Origin of the sequence: Dactylosporangium aurantiacum (assembly GCF_000716715.1) — a bacterium.
GTDB classification, from domain to species: Bacteria; Actinomycetota; Actinomycetes; order Mycobacteriales; family Micromonosporaceae; genus Dactylosporangium; species Dactylosporangium aurantiacum.
Map to the genome: position 1 here is coordinate 21,137 of NZ_JNYJ01000059.1, position 14,645 is coordinate 35,781.

The 14,645-nt window shown below is 75.5% G+C and carries 9 protein-coding genes; all 9 read right to left on the bottom strand.

Features of this window, described 5'->3' with window-relative positions:
- Window positions 1-31 precede the first annotated feature (31 nt).
- Entirely contained in the window at window positions 32-3,043 is a 3,012-nt protein-coding gene (locus OP18_RS53945) for a non-ribosomal peptide synthetase (RefSeq protein ID WP_052388234.1), read from the bottom strand.
- 164 nt (window positions 3,044-3,207) lie between these two features.
- Window positions 3,208-4,188 (bottom strand): Gfo/Idh/MocA family protein, encoded by a 981-nt coding sequence (locus OP18_RS43890; RefSeq protein ID WP_245635745.1) that lies wholly within the window; start codon window positions 4,186-4,188, stop codon window positions 3,208-3,210.
- A 14-nt stretch (window positions 4,189-4,202) separates the two neighbouring features.
- Complete coding sequence (locus tag OP18_RS43895) at window positions 4,203-4,991, bottom strand: FkbM family methyltransferase (RefSeq protein ID WP_033365295.1); 789 nt, start codon at window positions 4,989-4,991, stop codon at window positions 4,203-4,205.
- Window positions 4,992-5,016: 25 nt separating this feature from the next.
- Window positions 5,017-6,210: a macrolide family glycosyltransferase gene (locus OP18_RS43900; protein WP_033365296.1), complete on the bottom strand. Its 1,194-nt coding sequence runs from the start codon at window positions 6,208-6,210 to the stop codon at window positions 5,017-5,019.
- A gap of 3 nt (window positions 6,211-6,213) precedes the next feature.
- Window positions 6,214-7,059, bottom strand: a complete 846-nt coding sequence (locus tag OP18_RS43905; RefSeq protein WP_033365297.1) for an ABC transporter permease — start codon at window positions 7,057-7,059, stop codon at window positions 6,214-6,216.
- Complete coding sequence (locus tag OP18_RS43910) at window positions 7,056-7,949, bottom strand: ABC transporter ATP-binding protein (RefSeq protein WP_033365317.1); 894 nt, start codon at window positions 7,947-7,949, stop codon at window positions 7,056-7,058. The genes OP18_RS43905 and OP18_RS43910 overlap by 4 nt, the downstream gene beginning before the upstream one ends.
- Window positions 7,933-10,950, bottom strand: coding sequence for a non-ribosomal peptide synthetase (locus OP18_RS43915; RefSeq protein WP_052388235.1), 3,018 nt, complete (start codon window positions 10,948-10,950; stop codon window positions 7,933-7,935). Before OP18_RS43915 ends, OP18_RS43910 begins: the two co-directional genes overlap by 17 nt.
- Complete coding sequence (locus tag OP18_RS43920; protein ID WP_033365299.1) at window positions 10,947-11,450, bottom strand: hypothetical protein; 504 nt, start codon at window positions 11,448-11,450, stop codon at window positions 10,947-10,949. Before OP18_RS43920 ends, OP18_RS43915 begins: the two co-directional genes overlap by 4 nt.
- Window positions 11,451-11,485: 35 nt before the next feature.
- Window positions 11,486-14,086, bottom strand: a complete 2,601-nt coding sequence (locus OP18_RS53950) for a non-ribosomal peptide synthetase (RefSeq protein ID WP_162189910.1) — start codon at window positions 14,084-14,086, stop codon at window positions 11,486-11,488.
- Between the last annotated feature and the right edge of the window lie 559 nt (window positions 14,087-14,645).

A 14,645-nucleotide genomic window follows, 5' to 3' on the forward strand; every position in this document is an offset into this window, starting at 1 on the left:
GGGTGGTCGGTCGGTCCTGCGGTCCGGCGGGTCAGCCGCCGGCGCCGACCGGCTGCGGCACCCCGGCGGATGCTCCGGTGGCGGCGCGGGCGACGGCGGCGACCCGCGCGATCGTCGGCTCCCGCACGATCTCGCCGAGCCGGGCCATGAACAGCGGCTCGGCGTCGGCGCCGACCACGTCGCGGCAGACGGCGGCGACCATCGACAGCATCAGCAGCGAGTCGCCGCCGAGCTGGTGGAAGTCGGTGTCGTCGGCGATGCGGTCCGGCTCGACGCCGAGGGTGCCGGCCCAGACCGCGGCGACGGCCCGGGTGACCTCGTCGCGCGCGGCCGGCTCGGCGGCAGGCTCGCCGGCGCCGGCGAACGGGTCCGGCAGGGCCCGCACGTCGATCTTGCCGTTGACGGTACGCGGCAGCTCCGCGACCACGGTGACGGTGGCCGGCACCATGTAGCGGGGCAGCCGCTCGGCGACGAACGCCTGCAGCCGCGCGGGGTCGGGGTCGGCGCCGACGACGTAGGCGCACAGCAGCTTGTGCTCGCCGCCGGGGCGGCCGCGGGCGATGACCGTGGCCCGGGTGACCGACGGGTGGTCCTCGAGCGTCTGCGCGATCTCGGCCGGCTCGATCCGGTTGCCGAGGACCTTGACCTGGTCGTCGGCGCGGGTGAGGAACTCGACCACGCCGGCGTCGGTGACCCGGACGATGTCGCCGGTGCGGTACACGCGGGTGCCGTCGGCGAGGCGCACGAACCGGGTGCGGGTCAGGTCGGGCCGGCCGCGGTAGCCGCGGGCCAGCTGGACGCCGCCGACGTACAGTTCGCCGGCCTCGCCGGGGGCGACGAAGCGGTGCTGGGCGTCCAGGACGTGCGCGGTGCAGTTGTCCGGCGGCACGCCGATCGGCACGCCGGCCGCGGTGTCGGTGGCGGGGTCGAACGTGTGGGCGAGGCACTCGATGGTGGCCTCGGTCGGGCCGTACAGGTTCATCACCCGGCAGCCGGGCCCGAACATCTCCAGGGCGCGCAGGGCGAGGCTGCGGCGCAGCACCTCACCGGCGGCGGCGACGACCCGCACCGTGCCGGGGCGCACGTCGAGCTCGCAGATCAGCTCCAGCAGCGACGGGGTCATCGTCAGCACCGTCGGCGCGGCGTCGGTGAGCAGCGTGCGCAGCGTCGCGTGGTTGAGCTCGCCGGGCGGCAGCAGGATCGCGCCGCCGGCCAGCAGCGGCAGGAACAGCGACGTACACGAGACGTCGAAGGCGAACGAGGTCAGCAGCGGCATCCGGGTGGACGCGTCGACGCCGAGCGCGCGGGTCGCCCACGCGGCGTAGTTGGCCAGCGAACCGTGCTCGATCTCCACACCCTTGGGCCGGCCGGTGGAGCCGGAGGTGTAGATGACGTAGGCGAGGTCGCCGGGTGCGGTCGCCGGCTCGGTCCAGTCGGCCGGCGGCTCGCCGGTCAGCTCGTCGAGCAGCACCGTGCGGCAGCCGGCGGGGACGACGTCGCGGGTGTCGTGCGGGCGCTGCACGAGGCAGACGGGGGCGCCGGCGTCGGTGAGGATGTCGGCGAGGCGGGCGTCGGGGTGCTGCACGTCCAGCGGCAGGTAGGCGGCGCCGGAGCGCACCACGCCCCAGATCGCGGCGACCGCGGCGGCGGACCGGTCGGCGAGGACCCCGACGACGTCCTCGCGGCCGAGTCCGAGGTCCCGCAGGGCGGCGGCCACGACGCGGGAGCGCCGGTCCAGCTCGGCGTAGGTGAGGTCGCCGTCCGGGCCGCTGACGGCGAGCGCGTCGGGGGTGGCGGCGCACTGCGCGGCGAACGCCGGCAGGACGGTGCCCGGGCCCGGCACCGGCACGCTGGTCGCGTTCATCGGCGGGGTCCGCAGCGCCGGCGGGGACAGCGCCGCCTCGATCCGGTCCAGCAGGGCGGTCGCCGCGTCCTCGATGCCGGGGCCGTCGTGCCAGCTGAGCGTGATCTCGGTGTGCCCGGCGCACTCGACGACGTCGAGCTCGACGGGGCCGCCGGCGGGGCTGCTGGACAGCGAGTACACGGCGGTCGCGGCGAACCCGCCGGTGCTGAACTCCTCGACGTCGACCCGGCCGAGGTGGGCCAGGGACGCGTGGGACGGGTACAGGTCCTGCGTGGCCGCCTTGCGCTCCAGGGCGCCGTTGATGAACCGCAGCACCGGCTGCGGGATCTTCAGCACCGCCGGGTCGAGGCGGGCCTGCGCGTCGCGCTCCTCGGCGAGCAGCGTCAGGAGCCGTTCGTGGGTCGCCTCCCAGTCCTGTCCGGCCGGCACGGTGAAGGGCAGGCTGTGGGAGAGGCTCGCGGTCGAGCGGGTCTGCGGGGCGTACCGGCGCAGGTTCACCGGCACCGAGAACTGGGCGTCGCCGTCGCCGCACAGCGGGGCGATCGTGGTGGCGAGGCGGGCGATGAGGCCGGCGTGGTAGCCGTCGACGCTGCGCCGCAGCCACAGGGTGCGCCGCGGCCCGCCGGGTGCTCGCCTGCCGAGCAGCGCCGGGTAGCGCAGGCCGGGCGGCGTCGGCTTCTGCGTCAGCGGCGGCAGCAGGTCGACCTCGGTGACGGTGTCGGTGGCGCCGGTGAGCGGCTCGCCGCGCAGGGCGCGGAACACGTCGGCGGCCCACAGCAGCACCCCGCCGGCGTCCATGACGGCGTGGGAGGCGCGGAACACGACCGCCGGCTCGGGGCCGCCGACGTGCAGGACCTCGCAGGTGGGGCGGCCGCGGTGCAGCAGCGGCTCCTGCAGCTGCGGCAGCCGGTGGACGGGCACGCCGCCGGGCTCGACGGTGCGCACGGCGGGCGGCCGGCCGGTGTCGACCCACTCCCGCCCCTTGCGGGCCAGGCGGGTGCCGGGGCAGGCGTCCGACGCGGCGGTGACCGCCTCGGCGAGCCGGCCGGGGTCGAGCGCACCGGTGCCCTCGACCGCGACCTGCAGCACCGGCACGGCGCCGCGCGGGTGGGCGGCGATCCACCACTCGACGGGCGACACCGCCCGGCGGAACGTGGTGCTTCGATCGGTGGATGGCATGTCGGCCTCTCTTTCGCCGCGCCGGCGGCGGGCGACACACCGGTCGCGTCCCGCCCGCCCCTGTGGCACGTCCGCGCCGCAAGCGTGCGGCGACGTTCTCCGGACGAAGTATGGTGCGCGGAAATCGCCCGCAGCGGCGCCGAGGACGATCTCTAGGAGAACCCTTAAGCCGCGACGCGGGTCGCGGCGCGCATGACGTCCTCGACGAGCTCCATGGTGCGCACCATGGAGCGCAGCCCGGCCGCCTCGGCCGGGTGACCGGCGTGGTGGCCGGCGGCGACGGCCGTGGTGAACGAGGCGATCGCCGCGGACCACTGGTCCCCGGCGGGCAGGACGTGCTCCTCGGTGTGGTCCTGCTCCTCGATGCGCAGCACCGGCTGCCACGTCGCCGGGGGCGTGAACGCCCGGTCGACGGTCAGCCTGGCGGTGCTGCCCCACAGGGTGTAGGAGGCGCCGTAGGTGTGCTCGAACCCGAACTTGACGTCGGCGAGGACCCCGGCGGCGGAGACCAGCAGCGCGTGCCCGGCCACGTCGACGCCGGTGCGGCCGTCGACACGCAGGCTGCTGCCCGCGACGGTCAGGTCGTCGCCGAGCAGCAGCTGCGCGGCGCGGATCGGGTAGACGCCGGCGTCCAGGAGGCTGCCGCCGCCGAGGGCCGCGTCGTAGCGGATGTCGGTGGCCGGCAGTGGCGGGAAGCAGAAGGCGCCGCTGAAGGAGCGCAGCTGCCCGAGCCGGCCCTCGGCGAGCAGCCGCGCCACCGTGGCGTGCTGGGCGTGGTGCGGGAACGTGAAGTTCTCCCGCAGCACCAGGCCCCGGTCGGCGGCGGCCCGCACGAGCTGCCGGGCGCCGTCGGCGGACGTCGCCGACGGCTTCTCCAGCAGCAGGTGCTTGCCGGCGGCGAGGACCTTCAGGCCCCACGGCACGTGCAGCGCGGTCGGCAGCGGCAGGTAGACCGCGTCGACGTCGTCGCGGGTGAGCAGCTCGTCGTAGCCGGTGGCGGCGCAGCCGAGCTCGGCGGCGATCGCCTTGGCCTTCTCCGGGTCGCGGCTGGCGACCGCGGCGAGCGCCGCGCCGGGCTGCGCGAGCAGGGCCGGGATGCTGCGCCGCCGGGCGACCGACGAGCAGCCGAGGATGCCGAAACGCACCGCCTGCGGGCCCATCAGGCGCCGGGCCGCACGGCCGAGACGATGTGGACGCTGCCGCCGGCGAAGACGTCCTCCTGGAACACCTTCGTGCTGAACCCCTGGGCGTGCAGCAGCTCCACCACGGCGTCGAGGTTACCGTCCACGGCGTGGACCTCGGCGACGACCCGGCGGATCCCGGTCCACTGCTCGGCGCGCAGCCCGCGCAGCACCGGCAGCTCGCCGCGCTCGACGTCGATCTTGAGCAGGCCGACGTCGGTGACGCCCTCGGTGTCCAGGACGTCGGCGAGGGTCCGGACCGGCACGGGGTACCGCTCGGCGCCCTCGCGGAACTCCCGCCAGAACTGCTCGCGGGTGTCGTCGTCGACGCCGAAGTTGTCCAGCACGGCGGCCATGTTGCGCTCGTCGTCGGCGTCGTCGCTGACGATCGTGGCCATCATCGTGTGGTTGGGCAGGAACGTCAGCTCCGCGGTGCCCGGCTCGGCGCCGAGGGCCGCGGCGAAGACCCGCACGCCGGGCATCAGGCGGGCGGCGTTGTCGGCCAGGCACGCGTGGGTGCGGCGGGCCGGCTCGAAGGCCAGGACCCGCACGCCGGGGACCTGGTCGGTGAAGTGCAGGGCGGTGAGCCCGATGTGCGCGCCGACGTCGACGACGATGTCACCGGCGCGCAGCCCGGCGATGCCGTCGGCGTAGGGCGAGTCCTCGTTCAGGCTGGGCCAGACCAGGACGTCCTGCGGGTTGGTGACGGCGACGAGGCGGCCGTCGGGCAGCGCGACGCGCTGCGGCTCGGGCGGTGCTGCGGTCATGGATCGGCCCTTTCGCAGGAGGTGGTCAGCGGGTGGCGGGCGCGGCGGCGCGCAGCTCGGCCTCGACGCAGTCGGCGGCCGCGGCGGCGCCGCCCGCGGCCCGGGTGGCGTCGCGCAGCTCCAGGGCCCGGCGGCGGATCCCGGTGTCGGCGAGCATCCGCTCGATCTCGGCGCGCAGCGCCGGCGCGGTGAGCCCGCCGGGGTCGAGGACCCGGCCGGCGCCGACCTCGGCGATGCGGTCGGCGTTCGCCTGCTCCTCGGCCATCTGCGGCACGGCGAGCATCGGCACGCCGTGGTACAGCGCCTCCATGGTGCTGCCCATCCCGGCGTGGGTGATGAACAGGTCGGCGTGCTCCAGCACGTGCAGCTGCGCGACGAACCGGCGCAGCTCCACGTTGGGCGGCGGGGTGCCGAGCGCGTCGAGGTCGACGCCGTCGCCGACGGCGATGACGACGTGCCCGCCGAGGTCGGCGCAGGCGTCCATGCAGGTGCGGAAGAACCGCGGGTTCTGGTTGTAGATGGTGCCGAGGGTGACCAGGATCAGCGGCCGGCGCCCGTCGGTGCGTTCCCAGGTGCCGAGGAACTTGCGCTCGTACAGGCAGGGGCCGACGAACCGGTACGTGTCGTCGAACGTCTCGCCGCGGAACTGGAACTCCCGCGGGATGAACACCACCCGCCGGGTCGCGCCGTCGCCGGTGAGCAGCTGCTTCGGGGTGATGTCGGTGCCGAGCCGGCGCAGGAAGCCGCCGAGGCGGGCCAGGAACAGCCACAGCCGCGGCTGCAGGACGCTGAGCCTGGTGTACCGCTCGCTCATCGACCAGTGCTCGTTGGAGACCAGCATCGGCGACACCTGCACCGCCGGGGTCCGCCACTCGGCGGCGAGCAGCCGGCCCCACCAGGCGGCGCTGTCGTGCACGACGACGTCGGGCGGGCGCGGGAACGCGCCGCGCAGCACCGGCAGCAGGGCCTCGGTCTCGGCGAGGCTCGCGGCCATGGCGTCGACGAGGCTGCGGCCGGTGAACCGGAAGGAGCGGAAGTCGCCGGCGTGGCGCTCCTCGTACTCCACGACGTCGGAGCTGACCTCGCCGACCCGGTCGCGGTAGTCGGCGGTGGTGGCGTAGGTGACCCGGTGGCCGCGGCGCAGCAGCTCGGCGGCGAGGCCGAGGGTCGGGTTGATGTGCCCGGCCGACGGCGGGGCGAAGAACGCGACGTGGGCCACGGCTCAGCCTCCGTCCCGGGTCTTCGTCCAGCGGAACGTGGCCAGGCACAGGATGGCGCCGAGGACGACCCAGCCGGCGAGTGACGCGGCGACCCAGCCGAGCTGCCAGCTGTGCGCGGCCTCCTGCGCCGCGTAGCTGTCGGGCAGGAAGACCGAGCGCAGGCCCTGGCACATCCATTTGAGCGGAAAGGCTGACGCGATCCACTGCAGCCACGGCGGCAGGTCGGTGAAGACGAGCGCGGCGCCGGAGATGAACTGCAGCACGAACGCGAACGGCGCGACGACGGCCGGTGCGGAGCGGCTGTTGCGCGGCAGCGACGACAGGGCGATGCCGCACAGGGCGCAGGCGGTGACGCCGAGGAGGCTGACCCAGCCGAACGTGAACCAGGCGTCGGCGGTGCCGGGCAGGTGGGTGCCGTACAGCAGCACCGACACCGCGATGAGCACGGCGGTCTCCACGACGCTGGTGACCAGCACCATGATGACCTTGCCGATGAAGTACGCGGAGCGGGGCATCGGCGTCGCCGCGATCCGCTTCAGCCCGCCGCGGTCGCGTTCGATGGCGATCGAGATGGCCAGGGTCTGGAAGCCGGTGACCATGAGGCCCGTGGCGATGATGCCGGGGACCAGGTAGTCGCTGTAGGTGACGCCGGGCGCGATCTCACCGTCGAACATCGAGCTGAAGATGACCAGCGCGAAGACGGGGAACAGCAGGGAGAACACCACGGTCTCGGTGCCGCGGAAGAACTGCAGCAGCTCCAGTTGGCCGCGGTACAGGCCGAGGGAGGCGATGCGCCGCAGCCGGGCGCGGGGCAGGCGCCGGGGCGGTGCGGCGGTCAGGGTGGTCATCGGTCCTCCGTGGTGACGGCGGTGGGGGTCGCGGCGGCGCCGATCATCTGCAGGTACACGTCCTCGAGGCTGGGCCGGTGCACGGTGAGCCCGGGCGCCTCGCCGCCGAGGCTGGCGTGCAGGTCCGCGGCGAACTTCGTCGGCGTGGTGGTGTGCACCGTCCGCGGCCCGTCGGGGCCGAGCCACGACACGACGGTGGCCTCGGTGTCGCGCCCGCCGAGGGTCTGCGGCACGCCGATGTCGACGATACGGCCGCCGACGATGACCGCGACCCGGTCGGCGAGCTGCTCGGCCTCCTCCAGGTAGTGCGTGGTCAGCACGATCGTGGTGCCGCCGGCGGCGAGGTCGCGGATGAGCTGCCAGAAGTCGCGGCGGCTGGCCGGGTCGAAGCCGGTCGTCGGCTCGTCGAGGAACAGCACGTCGGGGCGGCCGATGATGCCGAGCGCCACGTCGAGGCGGCGCTGCTGGCCGCCGGAGAGCTTCGAGGCGCGGGCGGCGCGCTTCTCGGTGAGCCCGACCCGGTCGATGAGCGCGTCGGGGTCCTGGGCGTCGGGGTAGTAGCGGGCGAAGTGGCGCACCACCTCGCCCACGTTGAGGTCCTCGAACTCGCCGGTGGTCTGCAGCACCACACCGATGCGGGCCCGCCAGTCCTCCCCGGCCCGGAACGGGTCCTGGCCGAGGACCTTGACGGTGCCGCCGTCGCGCGGGCGGAACCCTTCGAGGATCTCCACGGTGGTGGTCTTGCCGGCGCCGTTGGGTCCGAGCACGGCGAAGATCTCCCCGCGGCGCACGTCGAAGTCGATGTCGTGCAGCGCGACGGTCTGGCCGTACAGCTTGCGCAGCCCGCGCACCTCGATCGCCGGGCTGCTGTCCTCACCGAGCGGCCTCATGGCGCCCCCCATCTGTCGTGGTGCGAAGCGTTTCCCGGGCAACGGCGCTGACCCCGTCGAGGGTCGGCCGGCGGATGATGCGGCCCAGCTGCGCCATGAAGACGGCCTCGCCGCCGGGGCCGACGACCTCGTCGCAGACGCCGGCGAGCATCGCCAGCAGCAGCACCGAGTCGCCGCCGAGCTGGTGGAAGTCGGCGCCGCCGTCGAGCCGGCCGGGGTCGGTGTCGAGGACCCGCGTCCACACCTTCGCCACGGCGTCGCGGATCTCGTCGGTCCGCTCGGGTTCCGGCGCCTGTTCCGGCGCCGGGACCGTGCCGTCGAACGGGTCCGGCAGCGCCGTCAGGTCGATCTTGCCGTTGGGGGTCTGCGGGAACGCGTCGACCCGGTGCAGGGCGGCCGGGAGCAGGTACCGCGGCAACGAACCGGCCAGGAAGGCCCGCACCCGCTCCAGGTCGGTGCCCGGGTCGGCGGCGACGTAACCGCAGAGGACCTTGCCGCGGCCGGTGGGTGCGGGGCGGGCCACGACGACCGCGCGGCGCACCTCGGGGTGTGCCTCCAGGGCCGCCGCGACCTCCGCCGGCTCGACCCGGTAGCCGGCGATCTTCACCTGGTCGTCGGCCCGGCCGAGGCACTCGATCTCCCCGCTGGGCAGGACCCTGCCGAGGTCGCCGGTGCGGTAGACGCGGCTGCCGTCGGCGAGGCGCACGAACCGTTCGCCGGTGAGGTCGGGCCGCCCCCGGTAACCGCGGGCCAGCTGGGCGCCACCGATGTGCAGCTCGCCGACCTCGCCGTCGGCGACCCGGCGCCGGTCGGCGTCCAGGACGTGGACGGTGCAGTTGGCGGCGGGCCGGCCGATCGGCACGGTCGCGGTGTCGTAGCGGCCCGCGCGGTGGGCGTGCACGACGCAGCCGATGGTGGCCTCGGTCGGCCCGTAGTGGTTGAACAGCCGGGTGCCGGGGCCGAACTGGGCCCGGGCGCGGGCGGCGACGGCCGGGCGCAGCGGCTCACCGCCGACGACCAGCAGCCGGAACCCGGCGGGGGCCACGTCGAGGCGGCCGATGAGGTCCAGGTGCGACGGGGTGAGCTTCAGCGCGTTCGCGCCGGACCCCTCCAGCAGGTGCCGCAGGGTGACGTGGCTGGGCTCGTCCGGCACGAGCACGAGCGTGGCGCCGGCGAGGGTGGACAGGAACAGCGCCGTGTTCGGCAGGTCGAACGCGGGCGAGGTGAACAGCGCGAAGCGGGTGTCCTCGTCGACGGCGAAGGCGCGGCCGGCCCAGTCGGCGTAGTTGGCGAGGGCGCGGTGCTCGATCTCGACGCCCTTCGGGGCGCCGGTCGAGCCGGACGTGTAGATCACGTACGCCAGGTCGCCGCCGGACGGCTGCGCGGTGACCGGCCCGGCGGCCTCGGCCGGCAGCTCGTCGAGGACGACGGTGGTGCAGCGGGCCGGGGTCCGCGCCTGCTGCCCGGCGCGGACCAGGCACACGTCGGCGCCGGCGGCGCCGAGCAGGGCGCCGATGCGGGCGTCGGGGTGCCCGGCGTCCAGCGGCAGGTATGCCGCGCCGGCCTTGAGCACGCCCCACAGCCCGGCGATCATCCAGCTGGAGCGGTCGGCGAGCAGGCCGACCACGCTGCCGCGCCCGGCGCCGAGCGCGGCCAGCCGGGCGGCGACGGCGTCGGAGCGGGCGTCGAGCTCCGCGAAGGTCATCGACCCGCCGGGCCAGCGCAGCGCTACCGCGTCCGGCCGGGCGGCGGCCACCTCCCGGAAGCGGTGCACGACGGTCCACTGCGGGGCGGGGCCCGGCCCGGCGGGGACCGCGACCGGCGGCGGCGGTGCCAGCGCCTCGGCGACGGCGTCCAGCGCCGCCTCCATCCGCGCGGTCACGCCGGGGCCGTCGCGCCACGTCAGGGTCAGCTCGGTGCGGCCGCCGCACTCGACGGTGTTGACCTCGGGCGCGCTGACCGCGGCGAGCAGCGGCAGCAGGTACGTGGTGCGTGCCTCGAACGTGGCCGTGGAGTGCTCGGCGAGGTCGGCGCGGCCCAGGTGCGACAGCACCGACGCCGACGCGTGCCGGTCGCGGCGGCCGGCCTCCATGCACCGGATCAGGGTCCGCAGCGCCGGGACGGGCATCTTGAGCAGGTTCGGGTCGAGCCGCCAGGTGACCTCCCGGCCCTGCGCCATCGCGGTGAGGAGCCGCTCGTGCAGCGCCTGCCAGGGCTCACCGGCGGCGACGTCGAAGAGCTCGGTCTGCAGCAGGTTTCCGGTGGTACGGGTCTGCGGCGCGTGCCGGCGCAGGTCGAAGGCGATCGCGAAGCGGGCGGTGTCCAGGCCGTAGGCGTCACGCAGCGCGGTCGCGACCTTCGCGGTCAGCGCCGGGTGGTGGCCCTCGACGGTGCGCCGGGCCCAGACGGTGCGGTGCCGGCCGCGGCCGGGCCGCCCGAGCGGCGACGGGAACCACACGTCGGGTTTGCTCTCGGCGTTGGTGATGCCGAGGCGGTCGAAGACGTCGCCGTCGGTGATGGTGCCGGTGGCGCCGGTGAGGGGTTCGCCGCGCAGCGCCCGGAACACGTCGGCGATCCACATCGACTTGCCCCGGCCGTCCATGACGGCGTGCGAGGCCCGGAACACCAGCGCGGGGCGGTCGCCGGGGCACCACAGCACCTCGCACCAGGCACCGTCGGCGCCCGGCAGCGGGTCGTGCAGGGCGGCGAGCGCGGTGACCGGGCCGGTGCCGCCCTCGATCACGCGGACCCTCGGCGGCCGGCCGGAGTCGACCCACCACTGCCCCTGCCGGTGCAGCCGCGTGCCGGGGTTCGCCGCTCCGGCGGCCGCGACGGCGGCGGTGAGCGCCGCGACGTCGACGGTGCCGGCGCCCTCCACGACGGTCTGGATGACCGGCGGGATCCGGCGGGGGTGGGCGACGAACCACCAGTCGGTCGCGGACACCGCCCGCTGGTAGCCGGCGGTCGCCGGCGCCGCGGCCCGCTGGGCCTGCGCCGTCATCGGCCGGCTCCGCCGGTGGCGACGCTGACCACCGCGGCGGTGAGCATGGTCTCGGCGCGGCGGCGGGCCAGCAGCCCGAACGCGGCGGTGAGCACGATCAGGTCCCAGCCGGGCAGGTCGCCCTGGACGTCGGCGTGCAACGGCCCACCACCGCCGGCAGGGGCGGTGACGACGATCCGCACGGCGCCGCCGGTACCGGTGCCGGTGAGCGTGCCGGTGAAGCCGCCGCGGTCGCGGGTGACCTCCCACCGGGCCCCGGGCAGGCCGGCGACGATCGTGCCGGACGGGTCCAGGCGCAGGGCCGGGGCGTGCTCGTCGCCGGCGCACGCGGCGCGGCGGCGCAGTCCGTCGCTGTGCACCGGGACGCTGCCGGCGGCGGAGACGGTCTCGCCGTGGCGGAACCGGCGGTCGGTGGTGAGGGAGCCGAGCACGGTGCCGTCGGGCCCGGTGAGCAGGTAGGCACCCCTGGCGTTGTCCCGGCTGAGTGTCAGTGCGGTCATGGTGCCTCCCCGGTGGTGCTGGTCGGTGGACGTGGTCAGCCGGCGGCGGGCACCAGTGCGCCGTCGCGGGCCTGCCGGGCGATGTCGCTGACGCGGGCGAGGGTCGGTTCGCGGATGATGCTGCCGAGCTCCGCCATGAAGGCCCGCTCGGCGCCGGCGCCGACGACGTCGCGGCACACCCCGGCGAGCATCGCCAGTAGCTGCACCGAGTTGCCGCCGAGGTGGTGGAAGTCGGCGGTCTCGTCGAGCCGGGCCGGGTCCACGCCCAGCGTCGCGGCCCAGACGCGGGCGACGGCCGTGCGCACCTCGTCGCCGGGCGCCGCCGCGGGTGTGCCCGCCGCGTGGGTCGCGTGCGGATCGGGCAGGGCGGCCGCGTCGACCTTGCCGTTGGCGTTGTACGGCACGGCGTCGATGACGGTGGTAGCGGTCGGCACCATGTACCGGGGCAGGTGCTCGCCGAGGTAGGCGTCCCAGTCGGCGGCCCGCGCGCCGGGCTCGAGCACCACGTAGCCGTACAGCTGCTTGTGCTCGGCGCCGGGCCGGCTCCGGGCGACGACGACAGCGGTGCGCACCGCCGGGTGGCGCTGCAGCACCTGGGCGATCTCGGCGGGCTCGATCCGGTAGCCGTTGACCTTCACCTGGTCGTCGGCGCGGCCGATGAACTCCAGCTCGCCGTCGGGACGCAGCCGGGCCAGGTCGCCGGTGCGGTACACCCTGGTGCCGTCGGCGAGGTGCCCGAACCGTTCCCGGGTGAGGTCCGGGCGGTTGCGGTACCCGCGGGCCAGCTGGGCGCCGCCGAGGTACATCTCGCCGGTCTCCCCCGCGGCGACGAAGCGCCGCTGCGGGTCGAGCAGGTGCACGGTGCAGTTGTCCATCGGCCGGCCGATCGGCACCGCCGGGCCCGCGTCGTCGGCGGCGGTGCACTCGTGCAGGGTCAGCCCGACGGTCGCCTCGGTCGGCCCGTACATGTTGAGGATCCGGCAGCCGGGGCCGAACATCGACCGGGCCCGGCCGGCGACGGCGGAGCGCAGCTGCTCACCGACGACGACGAGGACCTTGAAGCCGGCCGGTCGCACGTCGAGCTGGCCGATGAGGTCCAGGTGCGACGGGGTCAGCGACAGGGTGTCGGCGCCGGAGTGCTCCAGCAGGTGCCGCAGCGTGAGGTGGTTGGGTTCGTCGGGGACCAGCACGAGCGTGCCGCCGGCCAGCATCGGGGTGAACAGCGCGGTGTTGGACAGGTCGAAGGCGAGCGACGTGAACACGGCGAAGGCGGTGCCCGGGCCGCAGCCGAAGCGGGCGGTGGTCCAGTCGACGTAGTTGGCCAGCGCGGCGTGCTCGATCTCCACGCCCTTCGGCCGGCCGGTCGAGCCGGACGTGTAGATGACGTACGCGAGGTCGCCGAGGGCCGGCTCGACCCCGACCGGCGGTGCGCCTGCCGCGGGCAGCTCGTCGAGCGGCACGACGGTGCAGCCGGGCCCGGCGACGTCGCGTGCGGTGTAGGCGCCCTGGACCAGGCAGATCCGCGCGCCGGCGTCGGTGAGCAGCCCGGCGAGGCGGGCGTCGGGGTGCTGCACGTCCAGCGGCAGGTAGGCGGCGCCGGCCTTCAGCACGCCCCACAGGCCGACGATCGCCCACATCGACCGGTCGGCGAGCAGGCCGACGACGCTGCCGCGGCCGGCGCCGAGCTCCAGCAGCCGGGCCGCGACGACCTCGGAGCGGGCGTCAAGCTCGGCGAAGGTGAGGGTGCCGCCGGGCCAGCGCACCGCCTCGGCGTCGGGGTGTCGCGCGGCGACCCGGCGCAGCCGCTGCACCACGGTCGCCGGGTCGGCGGGCGCGCCGGTGGCGTTGCCGTCCCATTGCCGCAGCTCCGCCGGCGACAGGGCCTCGGCGACGGCGTCGAGGACCGCGCCCATCCGCTCGGCGGCGCCGTCACCGTCGCGCCAGGTGAGCGTCAGCTCGGTGCGGCCGCCGCACTCGACGAGGTTCACGTCGGGCGGGCTGGCCGCGGTGAGCAGCGGCACCGGGTACAGGGTGCGCGCCTCGAACCCGTCGGTGCACAGCTGCTCCGGCTCGATCCGGCCGAGGTGCGCCAGGACCGTGGCGGAGGCGTACCGGCGTTTCTGCGGCGGGCTCTTCTCCATCGCGGTGACCATCGCCCGCAGGATCGGGCGGGGCAGCTTCAGCAGCCCCGAGTCGATGCGGCCGCTGACCTCGCGACCCTCGGCCATCGCGGTGAGGACCCGCTCGTGGAACGCCTCCCACGGCTCGCCGGCGGTGAAGTCGAACAGTTCGACCTGCGACAGGTTGCCCGTGCTGCGCACGCCGGGGACGTGCCGGCGCATGTCGAACGCGACGGCGAAGCGGGCCGCGGGCAGGTCGTAGGCGGCGGTGAGGGCGGCCGCGACCTGGGCGACCAGGCCACGGTGGTAGCCGTCGACGCTGCGCCGGGCCCAGGCGGTGCGCCGCTCGCCGGTGGGCTGGCCCAGCGGCGACACCCACTCGATCCTCGGGTTGGGTGGGCGCCGCTGCGGTGCCGGGAACCGGGCGAAGACGTCGTCCTCGGTGAGGTCGTCGGCGGCACCGAGCGGCGTCTCGCCGCGCAGCGCCCGGAACACGTCGGCGATCCACAGCGCCATGCCCGGCCAGTCCATCACCGCGTGGGACGCCCGGCCAGTCCATCACCGCGTGGGACGCGCGGAACACGACGCTTGCCGGGTCGCCGGGGCACCACAGCACCTCGCACCAGGCGCCGTCGGGCGTCGGCAGCGGGTCGTGCAGCGCGGCGACGTCGGCGACCCCGACCCCGTCGGCGGTGCCGTCGACCACCCGGACCCGCGGCGGGGTGCCGCCGGCGAGCCAGCCCTTGCGGGTGTACCGCAGCGCCGTGTCGGGGCAGGCCGCGGCCACGGCGGTGACGGCGGCGCGCAGGGCGGCGGCGTCGATGGACCCGGTGCCCTCCACGACGGTCTGGATGACCGGGGACACGGTGTCGGGGTGCGCGAGCCACCAGCGGTCGCTGGCCGACACCGGTTTTCTGGACGCACGGCCCCGAACGCTCATGCACCGTTTCTAACAGCGCCGGTCTGGTGGATTCCTTAGAGCGCGCGCCGATCCGGCCGCCCTGGACGGCCAAGACTGTGAAGACGACCAGTCGTGCTGTGCATCCCGCTGCCGGGCGCGCGGCGACGTCGTAGC

What these genes read in the sequence shown, in the direction of transcription:
- OP18_RS53950 (WP_162189910.1), bottom strand. Translation starts at nt 14,086, where the DNA reads ATGGCGCTGTGGATCGCCGACGTGTTCCGGGCGCTGCGCGGCGAGACG.
- OP18_RS43905 (WP_033365297.1), bottom strand. Translation starts at nt 7,059, where the DNA reads ATGACCACCCTGACCGCCGCACCGCCCCGGCGCCTGCCCCGCGCCCGG.
- OP18_RS53945 (WP_052388234.1), bottom strand. Translation starts at nt 3,043, where the DNA reads ATGCCATCCACCGATCGAAGCACCACGTTCCGCCGGGCGGTGTCGCCC.
- OP18_RS43895 (WP_033365295.1), bottom strand. Translation starts at nt 4,991, where the DNA reads ATGACCGCAGCACCGCCCGAGCCGCAGCGCGTCGCGCTGCCCGACGGC.
- OP18_RS43910 (WP_033365317.1), bottom strand. Translation starts at nt 7,949, where the DNA reads ATGAGGCCGCTCGGTGAGGACAGCAGCCCGGCGATCGAGGTGCGCGGG.
- OP18_RS43915 (WP_052388235.1), bottom strand. Translation starts at nt 10,950, where the DNA reads ATGACGGCGCAGGCCCAGCGGGCCGCGGCGCCGGCGACCGCCGGCTAC.
- OP18_RS43920 (WP_033365299.1), bottom strand. Translation starts at nt 11,450, where the DNA reads ATGACCGCACTGACACTCAGCCGGGACAACGCCAGGGGTGCCTACCTG.